The organism is Methanocella sp. MCL-LM (assembly GCF_049676595.1).
In the GTDB taxonomy this organism is placed as follows: domain Archaea; phylum Halobacteriota; class Methanocellia; order Methanocellales; family Methanocellaceae; genus Methanocella_A.
Genome location: NZ_CP187259.1, coordinates 895,488 through 918,334 on the forward strand (window position 1 = coordinate 895,488; position 22,847 = coordinate 918,334).

The following is a 22,847-nucleotide window of genomic DNA, read 5'->3' on the forward strand; positions in this document are numbered from 1 at the left end:
CCAATAGTGGTATGATACCAGGATTTATATAAATGATGGGCAGGGCTTTGCCGTCATTGCCTCCAGCAGCTCCTCGATCGTCAGGGGCCTGCTGTCGGGCGCGATGCCTGTCCGATCGCAATATGCATAATACAGCTCTACGATGCCCGGGAGAGCTAGCCCGGTCGACCTGATGAGCTGCGTGTCGTAAAATATCTCTCTGGGCGACCCATCGGCAATAATACTCCCGTTTTGCACAATGCAAACCCTGTCGGCCAGCCTCGAGGCGAGGTCCAGGTCGTGGGTGGCGATCACCACGCTGATGTCGTGGACATCCCTGGTCTCCAGGATGATCTCCTCCACCATCCGGGCGTGGACGTCGTCCAGATCGGAGGTCGGCTCGTCCATGCAGATGATCTTCGGCCTCATGGCGAGCACACCGGCAAGGGCGACCAGGCGTTTCTGGCCTCCGCTCAGGTAGTTCGGCACCTTGTCCACGATACCCGATGCGCCCACGTGCTCCAGCGCCTTCATCGCTGCTGTTCTCGCTTCCCCTTTACTCATGCCCAGGTTCATGGGGCCGAACATGACGTCGTCCAGCACGGTGGGCGCGAACAGCTGATCTTCCGGCCGCTGGAACACGAGGCCCACCTGTTTCCAGATCGTATCCTTGTTTTCTTTACATGGCTTGCCCATGACGTACACGTTTCCAGACGTCGGCAACAGCAGGCCGTTCAGGTGCTCCAGCAGCGTCGACTTGCCGGAGCCGTTGGCACCGCAGATCGCCACGATCTCCCGGGGACCGACGTGGAAGCACATGTCGTGGATGCCCAGGCTGCCGTCGGGATACCGGTGGCTCGCGCAGTCCACGTGGATCAGGCTGTTCTCGCTTACGCAGGGACATATGCTGTCATAATGGCCCGGGCCCTTCGATCTCTCGCTCACGCGAGGAGAGTCGCTGCGCGGAGTAAAAAGGGTCACCGCAGGAAAACCCCGGCGAAGGCGCCGGATAACGTTTATAACGTAGGAACACATACTTGTGTGGACATGCTGCCGCCACGACCTCTGCCCGGAAAAAAGGGCATACCGCTCAGAGCACATCATCTATTGTGCCTGCTCGGCTTCCAGGGCATCGGCTACTCCGCAGAGTTCATCCGCAACCTCCACAAAGTCAAGCGCCTGATCGACCAGAACCCCGAGCTCGACATCGAAATCGTGGACGACTGCGACGTCGTCTGCCTCCAGTGCCCTCACTCCCAGGACTCCTTGTGCGTGAAAGGCGAGGCTAACGACAATAAAACGGTCAGAGACATGGACCACAGAGTCATGGAAAAGCTGGAGATCAAGCCCCACGACCGGTTCAAGGTCCGGGAGATCTACGCTCTGGTCAAGGAAAAGATCAGGCCCGAGGACCTCTCAGAATTCTGCCGGGGCTGCGACTACCTCCAGCTAGGGTTCTGCATCCGGGGGCTGGAAAGCCTGGCCATAGATGAGTAATGGGCCTTTTTAAAATGCCCGGGACTGGCAGCAGACCACTTCTTTATATATGATAGCTTCTATCAAAAACTTTGATCCACTATGTCCTACAAGATCTTCGTCGACGGCCAGGAAGGCACCACCGGCCTCCAGATCCACGAGTACCTGGCCAGGCGCACCGACGTCGAGGTGCTCAAGATCGATTCTGCCAGGCGTAAGGACCCGGCTGAGCGGAAGCGGCTGATCAACGAATCGGACGTCACTTTTCTGTGCCTGCCGGACGAGGCTGCCAAAGAATCGGCGTCTCTGGCCGAGAATTCTGATGCCTGCCTCATCGACACCTCGACAGCTCACCGCGTCAACCCGGCCTGGGCCTACGGCCTGCCTGAGCTGGCCAAAGATCAGAGGCAGAAGATCCGGGCGTCGAAGCGCATAGCGAACCCCGGCTGCCACGCCACGGCCTTTGTCCTGGCGGTGAAGCCGCTGGTCGCCTCCGGCCTCCTGCCGGCCGACACCCGGCTCGCGGCCAGCTCGATCACCGGCTATTCGGGCGGCGGCAAAAAGATGATCGAGGACTACAACGGCCCGAAACGCGGCATATCTCCCCGGCCTTATGCGCTGCCGCTGGTCCACAAGCACCTGCCTGAAATGTGCGCTTACACCGGCCTGACGGTATCGCCGATCTTCCAGCCCATCGTTGGCTCGTTCTACAAGGGCTTAACCGTGACCGTCTACCTCGACCCTAAGCAGTTTACCCGTCCGGCCGCTCCCGGCGAGGTCCAGAAGCTGCTTGCGGACTACTACGCGGGAGAGCGGTTCGTCCGGGTAGCCCCCGTCGATCTGGAGCGCAATACCGAGGGCGGCTTCTTCAACGTCGAAGGGTGCAACGATACGAACTACGCCGACCTGTTCGTCTTCGGCAACGACGACCGCATGGTGCTCATGTCCCGGCTCGACAACCTCGGCAAAGGCGCTTCCGGCGCCGCCGTCCAGGCCATGAACGTGCACCTGGGCATAGAGGAAAGTTTGGGGCTGCTATAGGCAGAATCTCTTGTCGATAGTTCCCCCATAACCAGATCATTTTAACTCTGATCTGGTTTTTCCAAGGCCGCCAGGCACTCGTCTCGTGAAATCAGGTTTTTCAAGTTAAGCCGATGAAAAACTCCTGGGGGTCGGGGAGTTCCCGGGAGGTCGGGGAGGATTTTCAAGCTGGGAGGTCAGAGAGGGTCAGAGGTCAGAGAGGAGGTTAGGGAGTGTGGAAAGGTCGGAGAGGATATTTTTAAGTTAATTCTCTATAGCCTCCGGGTACCTCACATAACTTCCCTCTCAGACCTCTGACCCTCCCTAACCTCCCAGCTTGAACGTGCCCTCTCTAAACTCCCTGCACCTCTCCGACCTCCTCTCCGACCTCTCAACACCTCCCGGACCAACAAGTTTCCATAGCCTATACCTGAAAATCCTCATCTCTCACCCGGCGAGTACATGGTGGCTTAAAAAAATTTATAGCAGCGATATGGAAAATTATCCTTAGCTATTACTTGAAAAACAGAATCGTAATAAGAAAGCATGGGCCAGGATTACCCGGCCGTTTATTTCCGCATCGCTTTGGCAGCCTTGAGGGCTTCTATGGCTGGCATGCGCTTGCCGCTGAGGAAGTCGATGGCTGCTCCGCCGCCGGTGGAGACGTGGGAGATCTTGCCTTCGATGCCGAGGGTCTCGACTGCCGCGGAGCTGTGGCCGCCACCGACTACGGAGAATTTTGCTTTGGTGGCCGCCATGAGCATCTCGTTGGTGCCGGCGCTGAAGTCGGGGTTTTCGAAGATGCCCGCGGGGCCGTTGAGGATCACTTTATCCGATTTCCGGATGATGTCGCTGAAGATGGCGATGCTTTCCCTGCCGATGTCCGAGACTACGTAGTCTGTGGGCAGGCTCTTGACACTCATCTCGACGCGCTTGCCATCCTTATTGATAGCCACGTCGGTGGGCAGGACTACCTTGCCGTCGAAAGCCTGCAGGATTGCCTTAGCGCGCTCTATCTCTCCGAGGTACTCGTTCTTCTCGATGAAGTCCATGTTGGGCTTGCCGATCTTGACACCGCTGGCCGCGAGGAAGACGTTGGCCACGACGCCGGTAACCAGCACCCTGGTGGCGATCTTCTTCTCGAGCACGTTCTTGGTGACGCTGATGCTGTCGTCTACTTTTGCGCCGCCGAGGACGTAGGTGGTCTCTCCGCCGCCGGTGAGCGCCTGGTTCAGGGAGTCGATCTCTTTCTCCATCAGGCGGCCGGCGCCTGACGGCAGGATGGGGGCGAAGCCGACCAGGGAGCACTGGGAGCGGTGGGAAGCGCCGAACGCGTCGTTCAGGAAGACCTGGGCGAGGGGCGCGAGCTTCTTCACAAGGTGAGTCCTGGCATGGGCTTCCGGTGTCTGTTCCAGCTGCTCTTCCGCGTAGAAGCGCACGTTCTCCATGAGCAGGACGTCGCCGGGCTCCGCTTCGACTATCTCTGATCGGGCGTGGGAGCCGAAGATGTCGTCGACGTACCTGACGTTCTGCTTCAGGTGCTTCTGGAGCCGCTTGGCGTGGTCCTCCAGGGTGGTAAAGTCCTTCTTGCCCGGCCTGCTCTGGTGCGCCAGGAGCACTACTTTGGCGTCATCCAGCTCTTTGATCGTCGGCACGCTCTCCCGAATGCGCTTATCGTCGAGAATCTTGCCATCCGGGCTCATCGGGGAGTTGAACTCCACCCGCAGCAGCACAGTCTTTCCCTTGAAGGAGAAATCGTCCATCGTGTTATAGTCGCGCTCCATACACTACTCATCCTGCTTCTGTATACAGCTTGATATATTTCCATAGTATTGTACGAGTATGCTATATCACTTTACCGCTTACTCCCGCAGATCCACCTCGCAAGGGCTGCTTTACGAGCGGCCGGCAAATCAGGTATTAACGGAAATAGCGGCATCACTACCGCGGTATGCCGGCGGCCGCACGCATCGGCTGCCCGTTCATCGCCACGGCTGTAGAAAGTACTCCATGCGGCCATCAGGCCATATCTCGATAAAGTTTTGTACTATCCAGCCATAAGCGGTGATGCTATGAGCGGCGAGAATTCCCGGGCAAAAGCTGCGTTCGTCCTGGCGTTATTCGCCGTTATTCTCCTGCTCACCTACTTCTGGCCCGTGCCCATTCACGCTACTGACCTGCGTAACCTGACCCCCGACCCTTTCAAGGCAGATATCGACAGGTACCTCAATAAGCTGACCCCGGAAGAGCGGGCAGCTCTCCTCGTGCCCCCGCCCGAAATCGTGCGAGAGGTCAACGCAACCATAAATGACCTTGTAGTCACCCACGGCGAGCTCAACGCCACCGTGTGGATAAAGGAAAATACCCGTGATTCAGACCGCTTCGTCGCTGACATCTTCGGGGCCGAGCTCATCATGGGCATGACCACCCGGATATCAACCGAAGGCGGAGACTGGGCCAACGCCCCCGACCCCATCAGGATGATGACCGACACCAACGAGGTCTTTACCACAAAAGACCCCGCCCGGGCTTACCAGCTGGCAAAAGGGCTCAACGCCACCTACGTCTTCGTCCCCCAGCACCGCCGCCTCAACACCGGGTGGTGGGTGACACCCGCCGAAATCGGGAAGGAGAAGTTCGAGGATGGGCGGTACTTCGAGAAGGTATACAGCAACGAAGATGTGGCCATCTATAAGATCTTATAATTTCCATGACCGGCGACTCAGCAATACGAACGCTGCGCTGTGCATACCAGGTTGCTCAGATTCACTGAGACAGCAATACGAACGCTGCGCTGTGCCAGATCACAGATTACGACAGATTGGACAGATTGCACAGATGACTATTTTTATATAAAAAGAATGGTATGAGCACTTTTCTTTTGATTATCGATTAGCATCTGTGCAATCTGTCGAATCTGTCGTAATCTGTGATCCTGGCACAGCGCAGCGATCGTGTACGTTCACGAGATCATTAGCAACTATCTTTAAAAATTGGGCTGGCCTCGCCTGGAGGTGGCGAGGCGTGTATGGCAGCTTTATGATCAGAACCCGATCCCTATCGCCAGGAACAGGAAGGTCATGACGCAGGTCACAGCCGTCAGTCCGAGGGCTACCCAGATGTTGATCTTCATGACCTCGCTCTCGGTCTTGCTGCTCTCCCCCAGAACAGCGCAGGCATTGTAGATCTTCGAGGGTGTAATGGCGCTGGCGATACCGCCGGCTACTGCGAGAGAGCCGAAGGCGAGGGCGAACTTCTCGGAGCCGATGGTCTGGCTGACCGCGACGTTCTGGATCTTGGCGAACATGATGTTGGACGAGGTTTCGCTGCCGCCTATCACGCAGCCGATGAAGCCCGGGATCGGGGCGACGAGGCCGTAGTAGGCGCCGAAGGCTGCGGCCAGCGCAACTCCGATGATGCCATCCATGTTCGCCTCCAGCACGCTCGTGGGGACGAACTTGTCAGCTATGACGGAGCCGCCGGAGTAGTACATGATGTAGGCGATGCAGAAGAACATGGTGTACGTCAGGAACGGGCTGAAGAAGCGCTTCACTGTCAAGTCCAGCGCCTGCGAGACCTGGACTTTGCTGGCTCCCATGGTGAAGATACCTATGATGGACGCTACCAGAATCCAGGTGTATGCCTGGGAGAGGAAGTCCAGGTCGACCTTCTGGTTGGCGAAAGCCGTGATGACCTCCAGGTTCCCGGGAACACCCTTGAGGATGCCAGCTATCTGCGGGACGCTGACGATGCCGACGAGGAGGATCAGGATGACCCACGGGGAGAGTGCCCTGGCCAGGGATATCCCTGAGGCCTTGACTCCACCGTCCGCTAAAGCGGGCTGTTGTGGAGCCTCTAGCTGCACGGCTTCTGCTTTCCTCAAGTACTGGCAGGCCTTGTGGTAGATGTACAGCGAGACCATGGATGCAGTACCTGCGATCACTCCCACGATCGACAGGGGCACGATCTGGGTGTAGACCAGAATCAAAGCTGTCAGGGAGATGACCAGGCCCGACAGGAGGGCGGGCAACCAGGACCGTTTTATGGCCCCCATGCCACCTACCACCCAGAGGATGGCGAAAGCGAAGAGGACGCTAATCACGGGGAGGTAGATCGAGATGTTCATGGCGAACGAGTGCTCGGTGATGGGTATCCCCATTCCGGCTGCGGCGCTGGCCGGCAGGGTGATCGGCAGGGACAGCAGCGCGAACGAACACAGCGGGTCGTAGCCCAGGCAGGCGATCGCGATGGCCGCCAGCGGGGTGAAGCCCATGGCTACCAGCAGGGGCGGGAACAGCGCCGGTGTGACGAGGCCCAGCGCGGTGACGAAGGACCCGAAGCCCATGCCGACGAACAGCGCTTTCTCTTCCTTATTGCCGGCCACGTTATGGATGGCGTCCGAGATGCGGTTCAGCGCCCCGGTGACCTGCATCAGGAACACCATGAACATAGCAAAGACCACCGTGATGCCGATGCCCAGGGACTTGAGGATGCCCATCAGGATGCCGCCGTAGATGATGTCCAGGCCGGTGTGGAAGTACCACCACGCCAGGAAGGCGGTCAGCGCCAGAGCCACGATGACCATTACCGAGCCCGACTTCTTGAATAGCACGATCCCCAGGAAGACGACGATCAGGGGGAGCAACGATATTATCAAGCCTGCTATGTCCATAGATAAAACCTGAAATCCTTCATGTTCGGTATGGTACCACTATGTATATAACTTGTACATAGTTGTACTTACATGTGTATAGTTGCACATTGAATATAAATAGATTGCTGTGCTTTATTGTTCGCCTTTTGAACGCCTGCATTCGCAGGCGTTCTGGAAGGCGATTCGTACACGAACGCTGCGCTGTGCAATCTGGTATGCACAGCGCAGCGTTCGTCTTCGTCCGCAAGCGCATCTACAACTTTAGTTAAAAGAGGATTGGCCTCGCCGGGAGGTGGCGAGGCGTGTATGGCAGCTTTATGATCAGAACCCGATCCCTATCGCCAGGAACAGGAAGGTCATGACGCAGGTCACCGCGGTCAGGACGATGGCCACACCGGCGTTGACTTTCATGACCTCGCTCTCGGTCTTGCCGCCTTCTCCCAGGGTAGCGCAGGCGTTGTGGATCTTCGAGGGCGTGATGGCGCTGGCGATGCCGCCCGCGACGGCCATCGAGCCGAAGGCGAGGGCGAACTTGTCGGCGCCGATCGTGTTGGTCACGGCCACATTCTGGATCTTGGCAAACATGACGTTGGAGGACGTCTCGCTGCCGCCGATCACCGAGCCGATGAAGCCGGGGATAGGGGCGACCAGGCCGTAGTACGAGCCGAAGGCTGCGGCCAGGGCTACTCCGATGATGCCGTCCATGTTCGCCTCCAGCACTCCCGGAGTAAACTTGCCCGCGATGACCGAGCCGCCGGAGTAGAACATGATGTAGGCGATGGAGAAGAACAGGCTGTACGCCAGGAACGGGCCCAGAAACCGTCTCACCGTAGTATCCAGGGCTTTGGATACCTGCTCTTTCGTAGCTCCCATCGTGAAGATGCCGAGGATGGAGGCGACCAGGATCCAGGTGTATGCCTGGGAGAGGAAGTCGAGGTCGACCTTCTGGTTGGCGAAGGCGGTGATGACTTCGAGGTTGCCGGGTGCGGCTTTGAGGACGGTCGAGATCTGGGGCACGCTGACGATGCCGACCAGCAGGATCAGGATGAGCCAGGGGGACAGCGCCCTCAGGAGGGACATCTTCGGGGCCGGAGCGCTCGTGGTTCCACCATCTGCCGCCACTGTGGCGACAGGAGTGTCCTTCAACAGGTGGCTGCGGATTTTACTATATGTATACAGAGTGACCATCGACAGGCCCCCGGCCACTACGCCTACGACAGACAGCGGCACGATGTTTGTGTACACCATGCCGAGCGCCGAAAGGGAGATCACCAGGCCCGACAGGAGCGCAGGTACCCAGGACCGCTTCACAGCCTCTAGTCCGCCCACCACTATCAGGATGGCGAAGGCGAAGAGGACGCTGACCACCGGGAGGAAGATCGAGATGTTCATGGCGAACGAGTGCTCGGTGATGGGTATGCCCATTCCTGCCACGGTGCTGGCCGGCAGGGTGATCGGCAGGGACAGCAGCGCGAACGAACACAGCGGGTCGTAGCCCAGGCAGGCGATCGCGATGGCCGCCAGCGGGGTGAAGCCCATGGCTACTAGCAGAGGCGGGAACAGCGTCGGAGTGACGAGGCCCAGCGCGGTGACGAAGGACCCGAAGCCCATGCCGACGAACAGGGCTTTTTCCTCTTTTGTGCCGGCTATCCGGTGGATGGCGTCGGATATGCGGTTGAGCGCGCCGGTGATCTGCATGAGGAAGACCATGAACATGGCGAATACAATGGCGATGGCGATGCCGAAGGACTTCAGGATGCCCATGACGATGCCGCCGAAGATCACGTCGAGGCCGGTGTGGAAGTACCACCACGCCAGGAAGGCCGTCAGGGCTAGCGCCACGATGACCATTACTGAACCGGATTTCTTTAGCCACACGATCCCCAGGAACACTACGATCAGGGGAAGCAAAGATACTATCAGACCAGCTATATCCATAGGTACTACCCGTTATTTCTGTTTTAATGTTCGATACAAAACCGCTATATAAACAAGTGACACAGGATTGTACGTACTGACCCGTAGCTAAGACTATGGATGTAACCTGATCGAGGCGTCTGCAGGCGATTAGGCAATGTCTGTCACGAGGGCGCCATTGCCTGCAGACGTATCTCGGGTGTTTAAGCGGCAGCCTTTTCGGACCGCTCCTCTTTCTGGGCTACCTTTTCTACCGCAAGCACCGTTACAAGCGCTATGAACGACGCCGGCAGCGCGAAGATCAGGGGGTCGATGAGGGTCCACGGTGCCCCGAACAAGGCCTTCTGGCCAAAGAGCATCATGCATAGTCCAAGCGGCTCAGACTCGGCAACATGTACGAAGGCTGTATACATGAACCATACAACCGACCCTGTTACGAGACTTATTATCGCTGCGTTCTTCGACGGTTTCCTGCTAAAGATGCCGTGGGCGAACGCTGGCAGGAACGCAGCTGCGCAGAGCCCCATGAACATGGCAGTAGCCCGGGCGATGATGTTGCCCGGCATCAGGAACGCCAGTACTACGCTGACCAGGATCATGATTCCTACGCCGATGCGGGTGCGGGTGATCGAAGGCTTGAAATTCTTCGTGTGCCTCCAGATGTCGTTCCCTACTGCAGTGCCCATCGTGTGGAACAGGGCGCTCAGGGTCGACATGGCCGCGGACAGGAGCGTGAGCATGAAGATCACGATAAACCACTCCGGTGTCGCCGCATTGATAAAGACCGGTATGATCGTATCGAAGTTACCGTTGATCGCCATGTCGAACGCGGTCTTTCCTCCGTTCTTGAAGAAGTACACGTTGATTAGCGCGCCTACTGTGAACGCCACTCCGGTCATCATGAGGATGAAGATGCCGCCCATGGGAACTGCCCTGTTCAGCGCCTGATCATTTTTCGCTGTCATGAAGCGCACTACCAGCTGCGGCTGGGCGAGCACGCCGATGCCTACGCCGAGGATGATGGTCGTGACCAGCGAGTACCAGATGGGCGAGCCGAGGTCTGGCATCACTGTCCAGCCGTTGTGCCCTTGTGCCGCTACGCCGGCAGGTACCATACTCGCCATATCGGTCAGAGCCTGGTGAGCCGAACCTACTCCGCCGAGCGAGGCGTACAGGAATACTAGCAGCGCAGTCATGCCCACAAGCATCACTGTCCCCTGGAATGCATCGGTGTATATGACCGCCAGCAGCCCGCCGAAAATGACGTATAGCGCAGTGATGGCGGCAAACGCCAGCAATGCCATGCTGTAATCGACGCTGAACGTCGTAGTGACGAACTGTGCCCCGCCGATCAGTACTGCAGACGTGTATAACGGCATGCCGACGATGATGATGAAACCGCTCGCGTACTGCAGGAAGGCCGAGTTAAACCTTTTCCCCATCAGGTCCGGGAAGGTGACTGCTTTCAGCTTGCTCCCGATCTCCCGGGTCTTCTTGCCAAATACGACGAAGGCCAGCAGTATGCCGATGCCTATGTTCAGCGCCGTCAGCCAGATCAGGCCCATGCCTAGCTTGGCTGCCACTCCTCCGAATCCTATGATCGCCGACGTGCTGATGAAAGTGGCGCCGTAAGAAAGGGCGATGAGCGCCGGGTGCACATTTCTGCCGGCAACAAGGTAATCTTCGGCCTGCCTCGTCTTCCGGTAGGCCAGATAGCCCAGACCCAGCAGGATGACCACATAGATAGCAGCGATAGCTCCGAATAACGTCATAGAAACTGCCATCTCAGTCTCCTCCCTTGTTCCAGTTTAACAGGCCGTACAGTACACATGCGAGCGCGAATAGCAGTGTCGCACCATACCCTAGTAAGATCCAGGGATCGTTAATCCCAAACATTCGTTGCCCTCCGGTGATTGATAATCCGATAATAGGAGGTCGGAATAAAATCTATATATACCAGTATAACTTGATTGTACGTATCCATATGGAGCAGCACTTCGATGAGAAAACGCTGTCAAAGCTCGGCATGTTCGGGATGACAGAATACGAGGCCAAGGTCTACCTGACCCTGCTGGTGAAAGGCGCTCAGGAAGCGAGCAAAGTATCCCGCTACTCCGGCCTTCCGAGGCCGCACACTTATTCTGTACTGAAGACGCTCCAGATGCGCGGGCTCGTCACGGTAATACCCGAGGCCGTCAACCTCTACCGGGCCGTATCGCTGGACGAAGGGCTGGATCTGCTCATCGAGGAGAAGGAGAAGCAGTTCACCTCCCTCCGCACTGCCCGGGACCAGCTTTTATCGGAGGTCAAGCCGAAGGAAGCGATACCGACGGAGAACAGCTCGATTGTGATGCTCTACTACGGCCGGCAGAACGTCTACAAACTGGTCGACGAGATGTTCCTGCGGTGCGAGCACGACGTGGAGATCATGACCACCTCCCACGGCATCGTCCGCTTCTACAAGTACTTCAGCGACGTGGCCTCGCAGTTCCGGAGAAAGGATATCGCCGTCCGGTTCGTCGCCCCCGTCACCCCGGACGTGGAGGACATCGCCCAGAAGCTCTCCCGGCTGGTGGAGCTCCGGCGGATCGACACGCTGCCCCCCATCAGGTTCGTGCTCGTAGACGGCAAAGAGGTGCTGTTCGCCGAGTACCCCGAGGACGACTTCAAGTCTACGGGCAAAGAGACCGGCATCTGGATCAACCAGCCCGAGCTGGGCCGGATGATGAAGACGCTGTTCGACAACACGTGGAAGAACACTGCGGCGTATCCCGAAAAGCAAGAAGAGTAATCTCCTTTTCTTATGCCTCGCGGGCGGAAAACCGGTTTTTCAAGTTACGCAGATGAAAAACTCCTGGAGGTCGGGGAGTTCCCGGGAGGCCGGGGAGGATTTCAAGCTGGGAGGTTAGAGAGGGTCAGAGGTCAGAGAGAAGGTCGGGGAGTGTGGAAAGGTCAGAGAGGATAACAGGGTACTATTCTGCACTTTTCGGATGAGCGCCCGTACCATTTACACGAAGTACACAAGGTACACGAAGTACTCAAAGTACGATAAAAGGGCTGACTGCAAGCCGATCTTAAAGTATGACTTCGGGTACTTCGGGTACTTCGTGTACTTCGTGTAAACGGTACCTGACAGCCCCGGATAGTTCGAATGTGATCACCAACAAAATTCTCTCGGACCTCCGGGTGCCTCACATAACCTCCCTCTCAGACCTCCTGACCTCCCTGACCTCCCAGCTTGAAAAGTCCTCTCTAAACTCCCGGCACCTCTCCAGCCTCCTCGCCGACCTCTCAACACCTCCCGGACCAACAATTTTTCATAGCCTCTACCCGAATATCCCATTTTTCCATGGCGTCCTGGTGTCCTGGCGTTAGATCAGTGTCCCGGCATTTTCCTCTACCAAGAGAGGCCTTGACGTAGAGTTGTGCTCCCTGAACCACTGCAGCCTGCCAGCTACCATTATGGCCCGGTATCTGCCGTCACCACCCGGCCGGGCACCGTCAAGTGTAAACTAAAAAGGTGCGCTGGCGCGTGTTGGTATGGCGCCAGGCATTGGTTTGCAAATATTTTTTAAGCCCGGGCTCAGCCGGTTACCTTCTCGAACATATCCTTAGGTACATTGCATACCGGGCACATCCAGTCGTCGGGAATGTCCTCGAATGCCGTACCGGGAGCAATACCACCATCCGGGTCGCCTTTCTCGGGATCGTAAACGTAACCGCAGGGTATGCATTTCCATTTATCCATAGTAAATCAACTCCCGTATTCCATTTATCTTAAGGCTATGATGTCTAATAATTTCTTACTAACTCTTCTATATCAGGCAGCCTCCGGAAGTTTCCGGTCTGGAAGGCCGCCCTTTTTCTTCTTCTCCTCTTTCCCGCCGGCCTTTTGGCCCGGGACGCCGCCGTACCGGAGCAGCCGCATGCCGTTGAGGATGACGATGAAGATGCTGGCCTCGTGGATGAACATGCCCGAGGCGAGCACGACCACTTTGAACAGCACGCCCGCCACGAGCAGGAGGACGACCAGCAGGGAGAAGGCCGTGTTCTGCATGATGATGCCCAGCGTCTTCCGGCTGAGCCCAATCGTATACGCGATCCGGTCGAGGCGATCTGACATAAGGGCGATGTCAGCCGTCTCGATGGCCACGTCGGTGCCGGCGGCGCCCATGGCGATGCCGATGTCGGCCGCTGCCATGGCCGGGGCATCGTTGATCCCGTCGCCCACCATGGCTACGACTCCGAATTTCTTTAGCTCTTTTATTGCTTCAACCTTGTTTTCGGGCAGCAGCTCTGCCATGTACTCGTCGATGCCCAGGCGGCCTGCGATGGCGCGGGCGGTCCGTTCGTTGTCCCCTGTCAGCATGACTACCTTTTGTATGCCGACACTCTTCAGCCGGGCGATCAGGTCTTTCGCTTCCTCCCTTACTGTGTCGGATAAGGAAATCACTGCCAGTAGCTCGCCGTCTTCGATCAGGAACACTGCCGTGCTTCCTTTCTCTTCTTCCTCCCGGACGTACGCCTCTGCACCCGGCGACAGATCGAAGCCGGTTTCCGCCAGCAGCCGCCTGTTGCCCACGGTAAGGTTTCGGCCTCCGTGCCTGGCGATCACTCCCCTGCCGGGCAACACTTTGAAATCCTCGGGGTCGGGAATGGCCACTGCGGGTGGTACTTTCTTCAGCACCGCCCTGCCCAGGTGGTGCTCGGACATCTTCTCCGCCACTGCCGCCTTTAAGATCGCCTCGTCGGCCATGCCCTTGAACGCCCGGACGTTCACCACTTCCAGCTCGCCCTTCGTCAGCGTGCCTGTTTTGTCCATGGCCACGACGTTTATGCGGCCTGCCCGTTCCAGGTGGGCGCCACCTTTTATGAGCACTCCCCGCCCCGCCGCGTTCCCGATGCCCGAGACTACCGCAATAGGCGTCGATATGACCAGGGCGCCGGGGCAGGAGATGACCAGCAGCGTCAGCGCTACGAGCGGGTCTCTGGTCAGGAGAAATACGCCTATGGCCAGCACTATGATCGCCGGGGTATAGTACTTGGAGAATCTCTCGATCAGCTGCTGGGTCGGGGCCCGCTGTTCCTGCGCTTCCTCTACCAGCGAGATGATCCTGGCGAGGGTGGTGTCCTCGCCCGCCCGCTTCGTCTCGATCTCGATTAAGCCTACCTCGTTGACAGTGCCGCTGAAGACCTGCTCTCCAGGGCCTTTGCTCACGGGTACTGACTCGCCTGTGATGGACGCCTGGTTGACCTGGGCCTCGCCCTTAACGACCGTGCCGTCCACCGGTATCTTCTCGCCGGGCTTGACGACGACTACCTCGCCGGGCTTTACCTCCTGAGGGTCGACGGTAACGATCTGGCCATCACGCCTGACCGCTGCGGTGGTGGGAGCCAGGCTCATGAGCGACCGGAGCGCATTCCTGGTCCGGTCCAGCGTCAGCGCCTCAAGGTAGCCCCCGAAGGTGAACAGGAACACGACTACGGCCGCCTCCCAGTACTCGCCGATGAGTATGGCGCCGATGGAGGCGATGGTCACCAGTGCCTGGATGCCGAGGACTTTATACCTAAGCTGAATAACGGCGCTCCTCGCGATGCCGAAGCCGCCGATGATCGCAGCCAGTATCCACAGGGCGGTGCTTAACTGCTCGTATTGCAGCTTCCCGGCAGCAAACGCGGCCACGAGTAACGTGCCGGAAACCACGGTCACAATCAGCTTACCGTTCTTCCGGGAAAATTTTCTCAGGTCGTCAGCGAGGCTCATATCGATCTACTGCTTGATGTCCTTCACGCCGTAGCCGATGCTCTCGATCAGCTTCACGATGTTCTCGACTTTCGTAACCTCAGGGTCGTAGACGACCTTCACCTTGCTGGAAGTGTACAGTACCTCGGCGTTCGAGACGCCCTTGCTGTTTTTGAGCACCATGCCGATCTTCATCGCGCAGTCAGGGCAGCTCAGGTTTTCGAGCTGCATGATTACTTTTTGCTCCATCTTTCGCACCTTGCCTATAGCTATTTCTCGCACTCGAAGCACATCGTCTTGCCTTCGATGTCTGTGAAAAACTCCTTCTGGCATTTCTCGCAGATGACTTTGCGGAAGCTGGGGCCCTTCGTCGGTTCTGCCATCTCCAGGTCTTTCATGTTCAGTCCGCACAGGCACTTGTAGCTCATAGTATCACTCCTGAATATGTTTCTTAATACGGCTATTTAACTCCAACTATTCTATCGATCTCTGCCCGGGCCCGCAGATCCCCGGGATATTACCTGATCAGAGAATTATCCCGGCTACACATAAGAATGGTGTAACTTTAAGAGGGTGAAATGATACAAGTATCTTTTATGATGCCTGACGAGAAAGTGGTAGCCACCCTCCAGCACATGGGGCTGACCTACTATGGGGCGAAAGCCTATGGGGCGCTGGTGGCATTGGGGCACGCCTCTCCTGCCGCCATCGCGAAGGAGGCTGACGTGCCAAGGTCCAAGATCTACGAGACTCTGAAGCGCCTCGAGGAAAGCGGGTGGGCCAGGGTAGAGCGGAGCAGGCCGCTGACCTATAAGCCCGTGTATCCGAAGGAGGCCATCGAAGAGCGCCGCAAGGCGCTGAATGCGGAGATCGAGTACGCGTCTGCAGAACTGTCCTCAGTCTACGACCGGCAGGTCGACCGGGAGGCGCCTAACGTGAAGCTCATCCGGGGCATGGATAACATCGTGCCCCGGATAGAGGATATGGCATCGAGGGCCAGGCACGACGTCTGCATGCTGGGCGCTCTGTACACGAAAGATGAGATCACGAGGGTGAAGAAGTACCTGGCGAGCGCGAGAAAGCGGGGCGTGAACGTCCGCATCATCACCCGCCCGACCATCGCCACGGCCGAGGGCGACATCGCCACTGTCGAGGCTTTTTCCCGGACAGACAGCGATCTCAGGCTCTTCCGGACGCCGTTCATCAAGTTTGTAGTGATCGACGGCCGCGAGATAATGATCATGTTCTCGAGGGTGGAAGACGACGTGCCTGACGCCCGGAATGCCGTGGCTATCTGGACGCCGAACCGGGACATCTCCTCGTACATGCTGAGCAACTTCAATATGATGTGGGAGGCGGCTGAGGCCGCCCGCAAGTGAGGGCCCGGCCCGCCGGTGCGAGCCCGGGACTCAGAGTATTACCGTGCTCTCTTTCGGCTTCGGGACCTTCATCACAAGCACTCTGAAGACTCCGGGACCGTCGTTGATCCACCGGTGCGGCACTCTGGCCGGGCTCTCGATGATCATGTCGGGACCGGCTTCCAGCCTGTCCTGGCCGATCTCCACCGTACCTTTCCCTTCCAGGACGTAGAAAGCCACGTCTACCGGCGTGATGTGCCTGCGGAGCGATTCTCCGGGCTTGAGGGTGATATGTACGACCATCGCGTGCTCCGTATCGTAGATTACCCGGGCGTCTACGTTGTGGGGATTCTTGCCAGACATGACATCCTTCACTTCAGTTGCCTTAATCGCCATAGTATCACTAATATGGCACTCTGGCAGGAAGCCTTTAATAAGTTGTGTCACTTCCAGGGGGTTATCCGGGGTAGCATTATGTCTACCGGGAGTCGGCAGGCTTTTATCGTGCAGCAGTCATACTTGTCTGCCATGGCCGACGGAAAACTTCGCAGAGACGTCAAGATGGGCGCAACCGTGGACATCGTGCTCAAGCAGGACCAGCCGACCGGGAAGCTGACCCGGGGCATAGTCGCAGCAATCCTCACTAATTCTCCTACCCATCCTCATGGAATAAAGGTCCGGCTGAGAGATGGGAGAGTGGGCAGAGTGCAGGCTATTATCGAGTAATCTCATTGATTACTGCCTGTAATCTAAAAATCTCCGTGTTTTCATGCTTTTATTTAAGATGCCGCTCGATGGCACTGTATAATCAAAAATAAGCGGATTTTATCGCGTGCTGGCTTACAATATCCGTTCTTTTCAGCCTTAATAGAATTATATTGATAAAACCTGCCCCATTGCATACATAAATCTTTTAAACTAGGACATAGTATGTAACCGTGAATTCTACGGTAGGTGACCTTCCGATGATGAGAACGTACGAAGATATGCCCAAAATCCGGCTGCCCCACGCGGCGGACATCAAGATCAGCGACACCACGATTCGTGACGGATGTCAGATGCCCGGCGTTGTGATGAAGAAGTCCCACAAGCTCAAGATCTTCGAGTACCTCCACGACATGGGCGTGGAAAAGCTCGAGACGTTCGTGTACAACGACCGTGACAAGGACGCTTGTAAGAGTATGATGGACTACGGCTACGAGTTCCCGGAGGTCACCGGCTGGGCCAGGGCAAACCCGGCAGACATCGACGAGGTGCTCAAGGTCGACGGCATTAAGGAAACCGGTATCCTGATGTCGGTGTCCGACTCTCACGTCTTCGACAAGATGGGCCTGAAGAGCTACGAAGAGGCGGAGCAGAAGTACCTGAAGGCGCTTCAGTACGCGGTCGATCACGGCCTCAAGACCCGGTGCCACATCGAGGACACTTCCAGGGCTAACTACGACTTCGTCTATCCCTTTGTCCAGAAGCTCATCGACATCGACCCGGACACTATCATCAGAATCTGCGACACCCTGGGCTACGGCATCCCCTTCCCCGGCTACGAGGAGCCCTATGGCATCCCCGCAGTGGTCAAGAGGTTCAAGGACATGGGCGTGAAGCACATCGAGATGCACGTCCACGACGACTTCGGCCTCGGCATCGGCAACACCCTCTCCGGCCTCTGGTACGGCGCGGACTGGGCCAGCCTGACCTTCCTCGGCATCGGCGAGCGCGCCGGCAACACAGAGCTGGAGAAGATTATGGCCTTCCTGATCACCCGGGTCGAGGGCTTCGACAAGTACAACCTGCACAAGGTCACCGAGTTCGCAGAGTACATGGAGCAGGAGATCGGCCTGCGCGTCCCGAGAAACAAGGCCATCGTGGGCAAGAACATCTTCTCCCACGAGTCCGGCATCCACACCGCGGGCATCATCAAGAATCCCTTTACGTACGAGCCCTTCCCGCCCGAGCTGGTCGGCGGCAAGAGGAACCTGATGATCGGAGACACCTCGGGCACCGAGGTCATCCGCCTCAAGGTCGAGGAAGCCCTGTCAGAGCTGCTCGGCATCAAGGCCCAGGTAGACAAGCACGACCCCCGGATCAAGTGCATCCACAAGGACATCCAGAAGATGTACGACGCCGAGGACAGACGCTCCTCGGTCTCTGACGAGGAACTCCACGACTTCGTGCGCAAGTACTTCGTGTTCCAGGTGGACGGCGAAGTCGAGCACGAGGAGCAGGAAGTCCCGGCAACCAGGAAAAAGGCAGTCAGCGCTCCCCGGATTCCGGCCGAGCTGATGCCTGCTGTGAGCCCTGCGTCGATCAACATCGAGCACGGCCAGAAATTCAAGATAGCGAAGAAGGCGACCGGGAAGAAAAAATAATCCCGGCGCTCTGTACTTTTTTAGCCTTGTCACGGGCTCAGCGGCACTTCCCTGCGCGGCAGCCGGTCGAACGTGAACGTATCCCCGTGCTTCAGGTAAGTTACCCTCGATTCCAGCCCCGCTTCTTTCACCGCCTTCCGGAAATCTTCCAGCGGCGACTTGAACACGTCATAGTCGTTGTAGTGGATGGGTACGGAGTGTGCAGGCTTGACGATCCGGATGGCCTCGATGCCCTGCTCTGCGTCCATCGTCACGAGAATGCCCAGGATCCGGGTCCCGCCGAGGTGAAACAGGGCAAGGTCGATATCGTGGTACCGCTTCGGTATCTCCTTCAGGTCGTCGAATACCAGCGTATCCCCGGAAAGGTAGATTCTCGGGCTCGAGATGGCGGTGCCTTTACCCCATTCCAGCATGCTGCCCATCACTTCCGGCAGCGCGATATCCAGAATGGGAGGACCATGCTTGCCAGGCAGGGAGGTGACTCGTATCCACTCTCCACCTTTATTAACAGTGATCTGATCCCATGTGTCCAGCGGGTGAAGGCTGGTGAAGCCTTTATCCTTGAGCACGCCTGCTGCTTCCCGGGTGGTGACGACCGGAAGGTTCTTGCGTAACTTTTCCGTGGCTACGTCATCCCAGTGATCGCCATGCATGTGGGACAGGATACAGAAATCGATCTGCGGCAGCCGGTCGATATCGATCGCCGGGTTTGTCTGCCTTTCAGTAGTTAGCCCGTACCCCAGATGGACGTGGTTTCCTGCGTGGACGAAGTTCGGGTCGGTGAGAATGGTGAAGCCGTTATTCTTGATGATCGTCGTCGCCGTCCCCACGAAAAAGATCGAGCCGGGCTCGTCCGTGGCTCTGACACTTCCTGTCAAATTCAGAGTGTGTTGTCTGGCCATAGTATAACCTCCGGCGCCTGTAGAGCCGAGCTCTGTCGCCCTATTTTCCGGCATCGTAGCACGTCGATCTCTGGCACCGGCAAAAATTCGCCGGCCCGGCTGATAGGGTTTCTCCGTATTTTGATCAGCTTCGCCCTGGCACTGCAAAACCGGTGCTCTGAACTCCGCTTATATCCCGGTGAACTTGGCGAGATATACGTCCCATGTCTCCACGTCGCCGGGACTGCCGATCGAGCCCACGATGACCAGATCCCCGTCACCTGTGATGGCCCCTGCCCTCGTGAACACGGCTCTGTCGGCCCCGTATGTTTGCTGCCACTCAACCTCGCCGGCAGGATCGGTTTTGATCAGCAGGCTTTCGTAGCGCATGCTCTGGTCAGTTTTATCAGTAACTTCTGCCATACCTGCGATGAGGTAGCCCCCTTTCGCTGTCTGGTAGACGTTGTAGCCTTTCTGCGCCTTGTTCACTGCTATCGCTTTTTGCCACTGGAGATCGCCTTCGGCGTCGAGCTTATACAGGCAGACTTTGCTCGAGCCTGACCGCAGGTTGTCATAGCCGGCAGCTATGAATCCGCTATCTGCGGTCTGCCTTGCAAAGTATGCTACGCTATCGGTATACCCGCTGAGCTTCTGGTCCCACTGCCAGTGGCCGCCCGCATCGATCTTGAGCAGATAAGCGGTACTACTGTTGGCCGTAGCTCCGTAGCTGCCCGCAATGATGTACCCCCCGTCACTTACTGGCTGGATCGAAAGGGCGAGGTCATTAAAGGGCCCTCCGTAAGCCCTGTCCCATTCCATGTCGCCCCGGGCATTAGTCTTGATCAGGTAGACATCGCTGCTGCCGTTGCCGAACGACTCGGTCATGCCTGCGATGAGGTACCCGCCATCGGCCGTCTGCAGCAGTGCCCGGCCTTCGTCGTAACCGGGCCCCCCAAACGTCTTTTCCCAGAGCGGGTTCCCTGCAGGATCCGTGCGGACGAGGTATACGTCGCCACTGCCGTTGCCGTAAGACTCAGTCGTGCCTGCTATAGTGTATCCCCCGTCGGCCGGCTCTATCACAGAATAGCCGTAGTCAAAACGGTCTCCCCCATAGGACTTTTTCCACAGCTGGTTGCCGTTTCCATCCGTCTTGAGCAGGAACGCGTTCCTGTCGCCCTTATAGGCCGGGCTGATGCCTCCCGTAACAGCAAAGCCGCTATCCCGGGTCTGGATAACAGAGCTGCCATAATCATAATAGCCCCAGTCGTATACCTTGCTCCACGCCATCTGGGGCGGGCTATCCGCAGGCCGGGCCTGCAACGAAGCCGGAAAGATGCCCAGGATAGCGGCTATGACGGCACAAGCGAGCGCAATCCCTGCAATCAAGCGATAGGTGATATTGATCCCCGATAATCATCTATCGCATCGCTGCTGTTATAACTGCGCCCTGAAAATGTGGCCAGAACTGCTCCCGTGATGGACTACGATCGCTACACTACCCGATTCTTATTCCTGGATAACAATAGCTTTAAGTACTATCGATGAAGTATACTCACAAAATGACAATGTGTCATTAAATGTGGTGTATTCATATGTCGATAGCGGATAGGAAAGAGCGGGAGAAAGAGCGCCGACGCACAGAGATCATCGATGTCGCCGAGAAGCTCTTCATCCAGAAAGGCTTCGACGGCGTCTCCGTGGAAGACGTGGCCAGGGAAGCCGAGCTGGCCAGCGGCACGCTCTACCTGTACTTCAGGAACAAGGAAGCGCTGTACTACGCAGTCGTCCTGAGGGGCGCCAGGATCATGAACGACATGTTCCGGGACGCCGTTAGCAAGGGTGATTCTGGCGCAGAAAAACTGCTCTCCGTGGGAAGAGCATTCTACGCTTTTTCTCAGCAGTATCCAGAGTACTATAAAATGTTCCTGTATGCCCAGACTCCCCGTTTCTCCGTGAGGGACGAGCACGTGGAGGCGGTCGAAGCTATCGGCCGGGAGAACTTCGGGATCATGTGTTCTTGCATCCTCGAAGGTGCCTCCGACGGAAGCCTTAGGCCGGATATCGATCCTGTGATGACCACGTGGTTCCTGATGCTGTCCACTCAGAGCGTCGTCAACCATACGCCATCAGTCTGCACGACAATGGAAGGCCAGGGCATCTCTCACCCGGACTTCGTCGAGTATTCCCTCGACCTGATGCTGAAATCTCTAATTTTACCAAGACCAGGAGGAAAAAATCATGAAGACACTAATTATCTGCGAATCTGTACATCACGGCAATACCAAAAAGGTAGCCGACAGCATGGCCGGCCCTCTCAAGGCCGAAGTTAAGAAAGCTGGAGAAGTCGACGCCAGTAAACTGGCCGAATACGACCTGATCGGCTTCGGCTCTGGCATCTACATGGGCAAGCACCACAAGAACTTACTGAAGTTGGCCGATGGTCTGCCGAAGATGGATAAGAACGCGTTCATCTTCTCGACTTCCGGCGGCGCCAACGAGAACTTTAAGGACCACAAAGCACTGAGAGCGAAGCTCGAGGAAAAGGGCTTCAGGATCGTCGACGAGTTCAACTGCCTCGGCTGGGACACCTTCGGGCCGCTGGTATTGATAGGCGGCTTCAACAAGGGAAGGCCCGATGAGAGCGACCTCGAGAAGGCCAGGCAGTTCGCGGCCAGAGTTGCTGGGCAGTGAAGTTCCCGGCCACTTTTTCCTAAGAGCGCTAAAACTCCGAAGCGATTTTGGTCAGCTGTCTGCCGATCTCCTCGAACGTGGCCTCGAGCAGGTAGGTGTCGTTGTGGGCGGCCTTATCGATGCATACCACTGGCACGCCTTTTGCCTTCTGCTCCTCACAGGCTTTGACTATCTCGGGTATGTCCCTGGAACCGTAGATGATGGCCGTCGGCCGGTCGCTCTGCTCCCACAAGGGCAGGGCCTCGCATATCTCGAAGATCGTCTCCGGAGAAGCTGCTCTAACCCGGAAGCTACGCTTTTTCATGCTGTCGTGGGTCTGCTGGGTGTAGGTTTTGCAGAAGGCCGGCGATATGGCGATGGCCAGGTCTGCGCTGCTCAGGAGGGCGAGCCTGCCCCCGAGGGAGTGGCCGACTACGGCGACCTTGCCGTAAGCCCTGCAAAACTCCACCACTGCTTCAACCTCTTCCATCGCCCGGCCCGTCAGCATCTGCGGGTGCTCGCCATGGCCGGGAAGGTCGATGGTGCAGGTAGCCAGCCCCAGCTCTGCTATCCGCCATGCCAGCCCGAGCTGTTCCTCTTTACAGCCGCCGTAGCCGTGGACGATGATGACTGCTGCAGTAGCGCTGTACGGCATCATGAAAATGGCCGGGATCTGGTACCCGTTCCCGTGGATGACCTTTCGCTGAACTTCCATAAAATATCACTATCGAGAAGATAGTCTCTATCAGGCGGCCATAGAACAAAAACCTGTCCTATAACCTG

At 57.3% G+C, this 22,847-nt stretch carries 24 protein-coding genes; 10 read left to right on the forward strand and 14 right to left on the reverse strand.

Going from position 1 to position 22,847, the window contains the following annotated elements:
• Positions 1 to 24: 24 nt before the first annotated feature.
• The gene (locus ACPLPM_RS04470; RefSeq protein ID WP_424359042.1) at positions 25 to 924 is read right to left on the reverse strand and encodes an energy-coupling factor ABC transporter ATP-binding protein; all 900 of its coding nucleotides are present in this window, start codon (positions 922 to 924) and stop codon (positions 25 to 27) included.
• A gap of 102 nt (positions 925 to 1,026) precedes the next feature.
• Between ACPLPM_RS04470 and ACPLPM_RS04475 the strand changes: the two genes are divergently transcribed.
• The gene (locus tag ACPLPM_RS04475; RefSeq protein WP_424359043.1) at positions 1,027 to 1,476 is read left to right on the forward strand and encodes a DUF1284 domain-containing protein; all 450 of its coding nucleotides are present in this window, start codon (positions 1,027 to 1,029) and stop codon (positions 1,474 to 1,476) included.
• Between the two features lie 81 nt (positions 1,477 to 1,557).
• Positions 1,558 to 2,496 (forward strand): N-acetyl-gamma-glutamyl-phosphate reductase, encoded by a 939-nt coding sequence (gene argC / locus ACPLPM_RS04480; protein WP_424359044.1) that lies wholly within the window; start codon positions 1,558 to 1,560, stop codon positions 2,494 to 2,496.
• 548 nt (positions 2,497 to 3,044) lie between these two features.
• On the opposite strand, the gene ACPLPM_RS04485 is transcribed toward argC, so the two are convergent.
• Entirely contained in the window at positions 3,045 to 4,259 is a 1,215-nt protein-coding gene (locus ACPLPM_RS04485) for a phosphoglycerate kinase (protein ID WP_424359045.1), read from the reverse strand.
• Between the two features lie 288 nt (positions 4,260 to 4,547).
• Here ACPLPM_RS04485 and ACPLPM_RS04490 point away from each other — a divergent pair, with 288 nt between their 5' ends.
• Positions 4,548 to 5,180: a hypothetical protein gene (locus ACPLPM_RS04490; protein ID WP_424359046.1), complete on the forward strand. Its 633-nt coding sequence runs from the start codon at positions 4,548 to 4,550 to the stop codon at positions 5,178 to 5,180.
• Between the two features lie 338 nt (positions 5,181 to 5,518).
• On the opposite strand, the gene ACPLPM_RS04495 is transcribed toward ACPLPM_RS04490, so the two are convergent.
• The 4 genes from ACPLPM_RS04495 to ACPLPM_RS04510 form a co-directional block, all read right to left on the reverse strand.
• A complete protein-coding gene (locus ACPLPM_RS04495) occupies positions 5,519 to 7,147 on the reverse strand; it encodes an L-lactate permease (RefSeq protein WP_424359047.1) in 1,629 nt (542 codons plus the stop codon).
• 303 nt (positions 7,148 to 7,450) lie between these two features.
• A complete protein-coding gene (locus ACPLPM_RS04500; RefSeq protein WP_424359048.1) occupies positions 7,451 to 9,067 on the reverse strand; it encodes an L-lactate permease in 1,617 nt (538 codons plus the stop codon).
• 182 nt (positions 9,068 to 9,249) lie between these two features.
• Positions 9,250 to 10,830 (reverse strand): sodium:solute symporter family protein, encoded by a 1,581-nt coding sequence (locus tag ACPLPM_RS04505; RefSeq protein WP_424359049.1) that lies wholly within the window; start codon positions 10,828 to 10,830, stop codon positions 9,250 to 9,252.
• A 1-nt stretch (position 10,831) separates the two neighbouring features.
• Positions 10,832 to 10,942, reverse strand: coding sequence for a symporter small accessory protein (locus ACPLPM_RS04510; protein WP_424359050.1), 111 nt, complete (start codon positions 10,940 to 10,942; stop codon positions 10,832 to 10,834).
• An 88-nt stretch (positions 10,943 to 11,030) separates the two neighbouring features.
• On the opposite strand from ACPLPM_RS04510, the gene ACPLPM_RS04515 reads away from it, so the two are divergent.
• Both ACPLPM_RS04515 and ACPLPM_RS04520 read left to right on the forward strand, forming a co-directional pair.
• The gene (locus ACPLPM_RS04515) at positions 11,031 to 11,837 is read left to right on the forward strand and encodes a TrmB family transcriptional regulator (RefSeq protein WP_424359051.1); all 807 of its coding nucleotides are present in this window, start codon (positions 11,031 to 11,033) and stop codon (positions 11,835 to 11,837) included.
• 199 nt (positions 11,838 to 12,036) lie between these two features.
• Positions 12,037 to 12,168 carry a hypothetical protein gene (locus ACPLPM_RS04520; RefSeq protein WP_424359052.1) on the forward strand — a complete coding sequence of 44 codons (132 nt, stop codon included), beginning with the start codon at positions 12,037 to 12,039 and terminating at the stop codon, positions 12,166 to 12,168.
• Between the two features lie 461 nt (positions 12,169 to 12,629).
• Here ACPLPM_RS04520 and rd read toward each other — a convergent pair whose 3' ends face one another.
• From rd to ACPLPM_RS04540, 4 genes are all read right to left on the reverse strand, one after another.
• Positions 12,630 to 12,794 carry a rubredoxin gene (rd, locus tag ACPLPM_RS04525; RefSeq protein ID WP_424359053.1) on the reverse strand — a complete coding sequence of 55 codons (165 nt, stop codon included), beginning with the start codon at positions 12,792 to 12,794 and terminating at the stop codon, positions 12,630 to 12,632.
• 72 nt (positions 12,795 to 12,866) lie between these two features.
• Positions 12,867 to 14,810, reverse strand: coding sequence for a heavy metal translocating P-type ATPase (locus tag ACPLPM_RS04530; RefSeq protein WP_424359054.1), 1,944 nt, complete (start codon positions 14,808 to 14,810; stop codon positions 12,867 to 12,869).
• 6 nt (positions 14,811 to 14,816) lie between these two features.
• Positions 14,817 to 15,038 carry a cation transporter gene (locus ACPLPM_RS04535; RefSeq protein ID WP_424359055.1) on the reverse strand — a complete coding sequence of 74 codons (222 nt, stop codon included), beginning with the start codon at positions 15,036 to 15,038 and terminating at the stop codon, positions 14,817 to 14,819.
• Positions 15,039 to 15,058: 20 nt separating this feature from the next.
• The gene (locus ACPLPM_RS04540; protein ID WP_424359056.1) at positions 15,059 to 15,217 is read right to left on the reverse strand and encodes a hypothetical protein; all 159 of its coding nucleotides are present in this window, start codon (positions 15,215 to 15,217) and stop codon (positions 15,059 to 15,061) included.
• Positions 15,218 to 15,385: 168 nt separating this feature from the next.
• Here ACPLPM_RS04540 and ACPLPM_RS04545 point away from each other — a divergent pair, with 168 nt between their 5' ends.
• Positions 15,386 to 16,168, forward strand: a complete 783-nt coding sequence (locus tag ACPLPM_RS04545; protein WP_424359057.1) for a TrmB family transcriptional regulator — start codon at positions 15,386 to 15,388, stop codon at positions 16,166 to 16,168.
• A 30-nt stretch (positions 16,169 to 16,198) separates the two neighbouring features.
• On the opposite strand, the gene ACPLPM_RS04550 is transcribed toward ACPLPM_RS04545, so the two are convergent.
• Positions 16,199 to 16,537 (reverse strand): cupin domain-containing protein, encoded by a 339-nt coding sequence (locus ACPLPM_RS04550; protein ID WP_424360035.1) that lies wholly within the window; start codon positions 16,535 to 16,537, stop codon positions 16,199 to 16,201.
• 138 nt (positions 16,538 to 16,675) lie between these two features.
• Between ACPLPM_RS04550 and ACPLPM_RS04555 the strand changes: the two genes are divergently transcribed.
• The gene (locus ACPLPM_RS04555; protein ID WP_424359058.1) at positions 16,676 to 16,873 is read left to right on the forward strand and encodes a YwbE family protein; all 198 of its coding nucleotides are present in this window, start codon (positions 16,676 to 16,678) and stop codon (positions 16,871 to 16,873) included.
• Positions 16,874 to 17,112: 239 nt separating this feature from the next.
• Positions 17,113 to 18,513, forward strand: coding sequence for a LeuA family protein (locus ACPLPM_RS04560; RefSeq protein ID WP_424359059.1), 1,401 nt, complete (start codon positions 17,113 to 17,115; stop codon positions 18,511 to 18,513).
• A 29-nt stretch (positions 18,514 to 18,542) separates the two neighbouring features.
• On the opposite strand, the gene ACPLPM_RS04565 is transcribed toward ACPLPM_RS04560, so the two are convergent.
• Both ACPLPM_RS04565 and ACPLPM_RS04570 read right to left on the reverse strand, forming a co-directional pair.
• Positions 18,543 to 19,415, reverse strand: coding sequence for an MBL fold metallo-hydrolase (locus ACPLPM_RS04565; RefSeq protein WP_424359060.1), 873 nt, complete (start codon positions 19,413 to 19,415; stop codon positions 18,543 to 18,545).
• A gap of 168 nt (positions 19,416 to 19,583) precedes the next feature.
• Entirely contained in the window at positions 19,584 to 20,780 is a 1,197-nt protein-coding gene (locus tag ACPLPM_RS04570) for a hypothetical protein (RefSeq protein ID WP_424359061.1), read from the reverse strand.
• A 206-nt stretch (positions 20,781 to 20,986) separates the two neighbouring features.
• On the opposite strand from ACPLPM_RS04570, the gene ACPLPM_RS04575 reads away from it, so the two are divergent.
• Together ACPLPM_RS04575 and ACPLPM_RS04580 are read left to right on the forward strand one after the other, a co-directional pair.
• The gene (locus ACPLPM_RS04575) at positions 20,987 to 21,724 is read left to right on the forward strand and encodes a TetR/AcrR family transcriptional regulator (RefSeq protein ID WP_424359062.1); all 738 of its coding nucleotides are present in this window, start codon (positions 20,987 to 20,989) and stop codon (positions 21,722 to 21,724) included.
• Positions 21,696 to 22,085 carry a flavodoxin gene (locus ACPLPM_RS04580; RefSeq protein ID WP_424359063.1) on the forward strand — a complete coding sequence of 130 codons (390 nt, stop codon included), beginning with the start codon at positions 21,696 to 21,698 and terminating at the stop codon, positions 22,083 to 22,085. Before ACPLPM_RS04575 ends, ACPLPM_RS04580 begins: the two co-directional genes overlap by 29 nt.
• 28 nt (positions 22,086 to 22,113) lie before the next feature.
• Here ACPLPM_RS04580 and ACPLPM_RS04585 read toward each other — a convergent pair whose 3' ends face one another.
• The gene (locus ACPLPM_RS04585) at positions 22,114 to 22,779 is read right to left on the reverse strand and encodes an alpha/beta hydrolase (RefSeq protein WP_424359064.1); all 666 of its coding nucleotides are present in this window, start codon (positions 22,777 to 22,779) and stop codon (positions 22,114 to 22,116) included.
• Between the last annotated feature and the right edge of the window lie 68 nt (positions 22,780 to 22,847).

Coding starts and splice junctions, on each gene's coding strand:
- ACPLPM_RS04475 (WP_424359043.1), top strand. CDS start 1,027: ATGCTGCCGCCACGACCTCTGCCCGGAAAAAAGGGCATACCGCTCAGA.
- ACPLPM_RS04495 (WP_424359047.1), bottom strand. CDS start 7,147: ATGGACATAGCAGGCTTGATAATATCGTTGCTCCCCCTGATCGTCGTC.
- ACPLPM_RS04510 (WP_424359050.1), bottom strand. CDS start 10,942: ATGTTTGGGATTAACGATCCCTGGATCTTACTAGGGTATGGTGCGACA.
- ACPLPM_RS04540 (WP_424359056.1), bottom strand. CDS start 15,217: ATGAGCTACAAGTGCCTGTGCGGACTGAACATGAAAGACCTGGAGATG.
- ACPLPM_RS04485 (WP_424359045.1), bottom strand. CDS start 4,259: ATGGAGCGCGACTATAACACGATGGACGATTTCTCCTTCAAGGGAAAG.
- ACPLPM_RS04575 (WP_424359062.1), top strand. CDS start 20,987: ATGTCGATAGCGGATAGGAAAGAGCGGGAGAAAGAGCGCCGACGCACA.
- rd (WP_424359053.1), bottom strand. CDS start 12,794: ATGGATAAATGGAAATGCATACCCTGCGGTTACGTTTACGATCCCGAG.
- ACPLPM_RS04530 (WP_424359054.1), bottom strand. CDS start 14,810: ATGAGCCTCGCTGACGACCTGAGAAAATTTTCCCGGAAGAACGGTAAG.
- ACPLPM_RS04555 (WP_424359058.1), top strand. CDS start 16,676: ATGGCCGACGGAAAACTTCGCAGAGACGTCAAGATGGGCGCAACCGTG.
- ACPLPM_RS04565 (WP_424359060.1), bottom strand. CDS start 19,415: ATGGCCAGACAACACACTCTGAATTTGACAGGAAGTGTCAGAGCCACG.
- ACPLPM_RS04500 (WP_424359048.1), bottom strand. CDS start 9,067: ATGGATATAGCTGGTCTGATAGTATCTTTGCTTCCCCTGATCGTAGTG.
- ACPLPM_RS04520 (WP_424359052.1), top strand. CDS start 12,037: ATGAGCGCCCGTACCATTTACACGAAGTACACAAGGTACACGAAGTAC.
- argC (WP_424359044.1), top strand. CDS start 1,558: ATGTCCTACAAGATCTTCGTCGACGGCCAGGAAGGCACCACCGGCCTC.
- ACPLPM_RS04505 (WP_424359049.1), bottom strand. CDS start 10,830: ATGGCAGTTTCTATGACGTTATTCGGAGCTATCGCTGCTATCTATGTG.
- ACPLPM_RS04545 (WP_424359057.1), top strand. CDS start 15,386: ATGATGCCTGACGAGAAAGTGGTAGCCACCCTCCAGCACATGGGGCTG.
- ACPLPM_RS04580 (WP_424359063.1), top strand. CDS start 21,696: ATGGCCGGCCCTCTCAAGGCCGAAGTTAAGAAAGCTGGAGAAGTCGAC.
- ACPLPM_RS04490 (WP_424359046.1), top strand. CDS start 4,548: ATGAGCGGCGAGAATTCCCGGGCAAAAGCTGCGTTCGTCCTGGCGTTA.
- ACPLPM_RS04560 (WP_424359059.1), top strand. CDS start 17,113: ATGATGAGAACGTACGAAGATATGCCCAAAATCCGGCTGCCCCACGCG.
- ACPLPM_RS04535 (WP_424359055.1), bottom strand. CDS start 15,038: ATGGAGCAAAAAGTAATCATGCAGCTCGAAAACCTGAGCTGCCCTGAC.
- ACPLPM_RS04515 (WP_424359051.1), top strand. CDS start 11,031: ATGGAGCAGCACTTCGATGAGAAAACGCTGTCAAAGCTCGGCATGTTC.
- ACPLPM_RS04585 (WP_424359064.1), bottom strand. CDS start 22,779: ATGGAAGTTCAGCGAAAGGTCATCCACGGGAACGGGTACCAGATCCCG.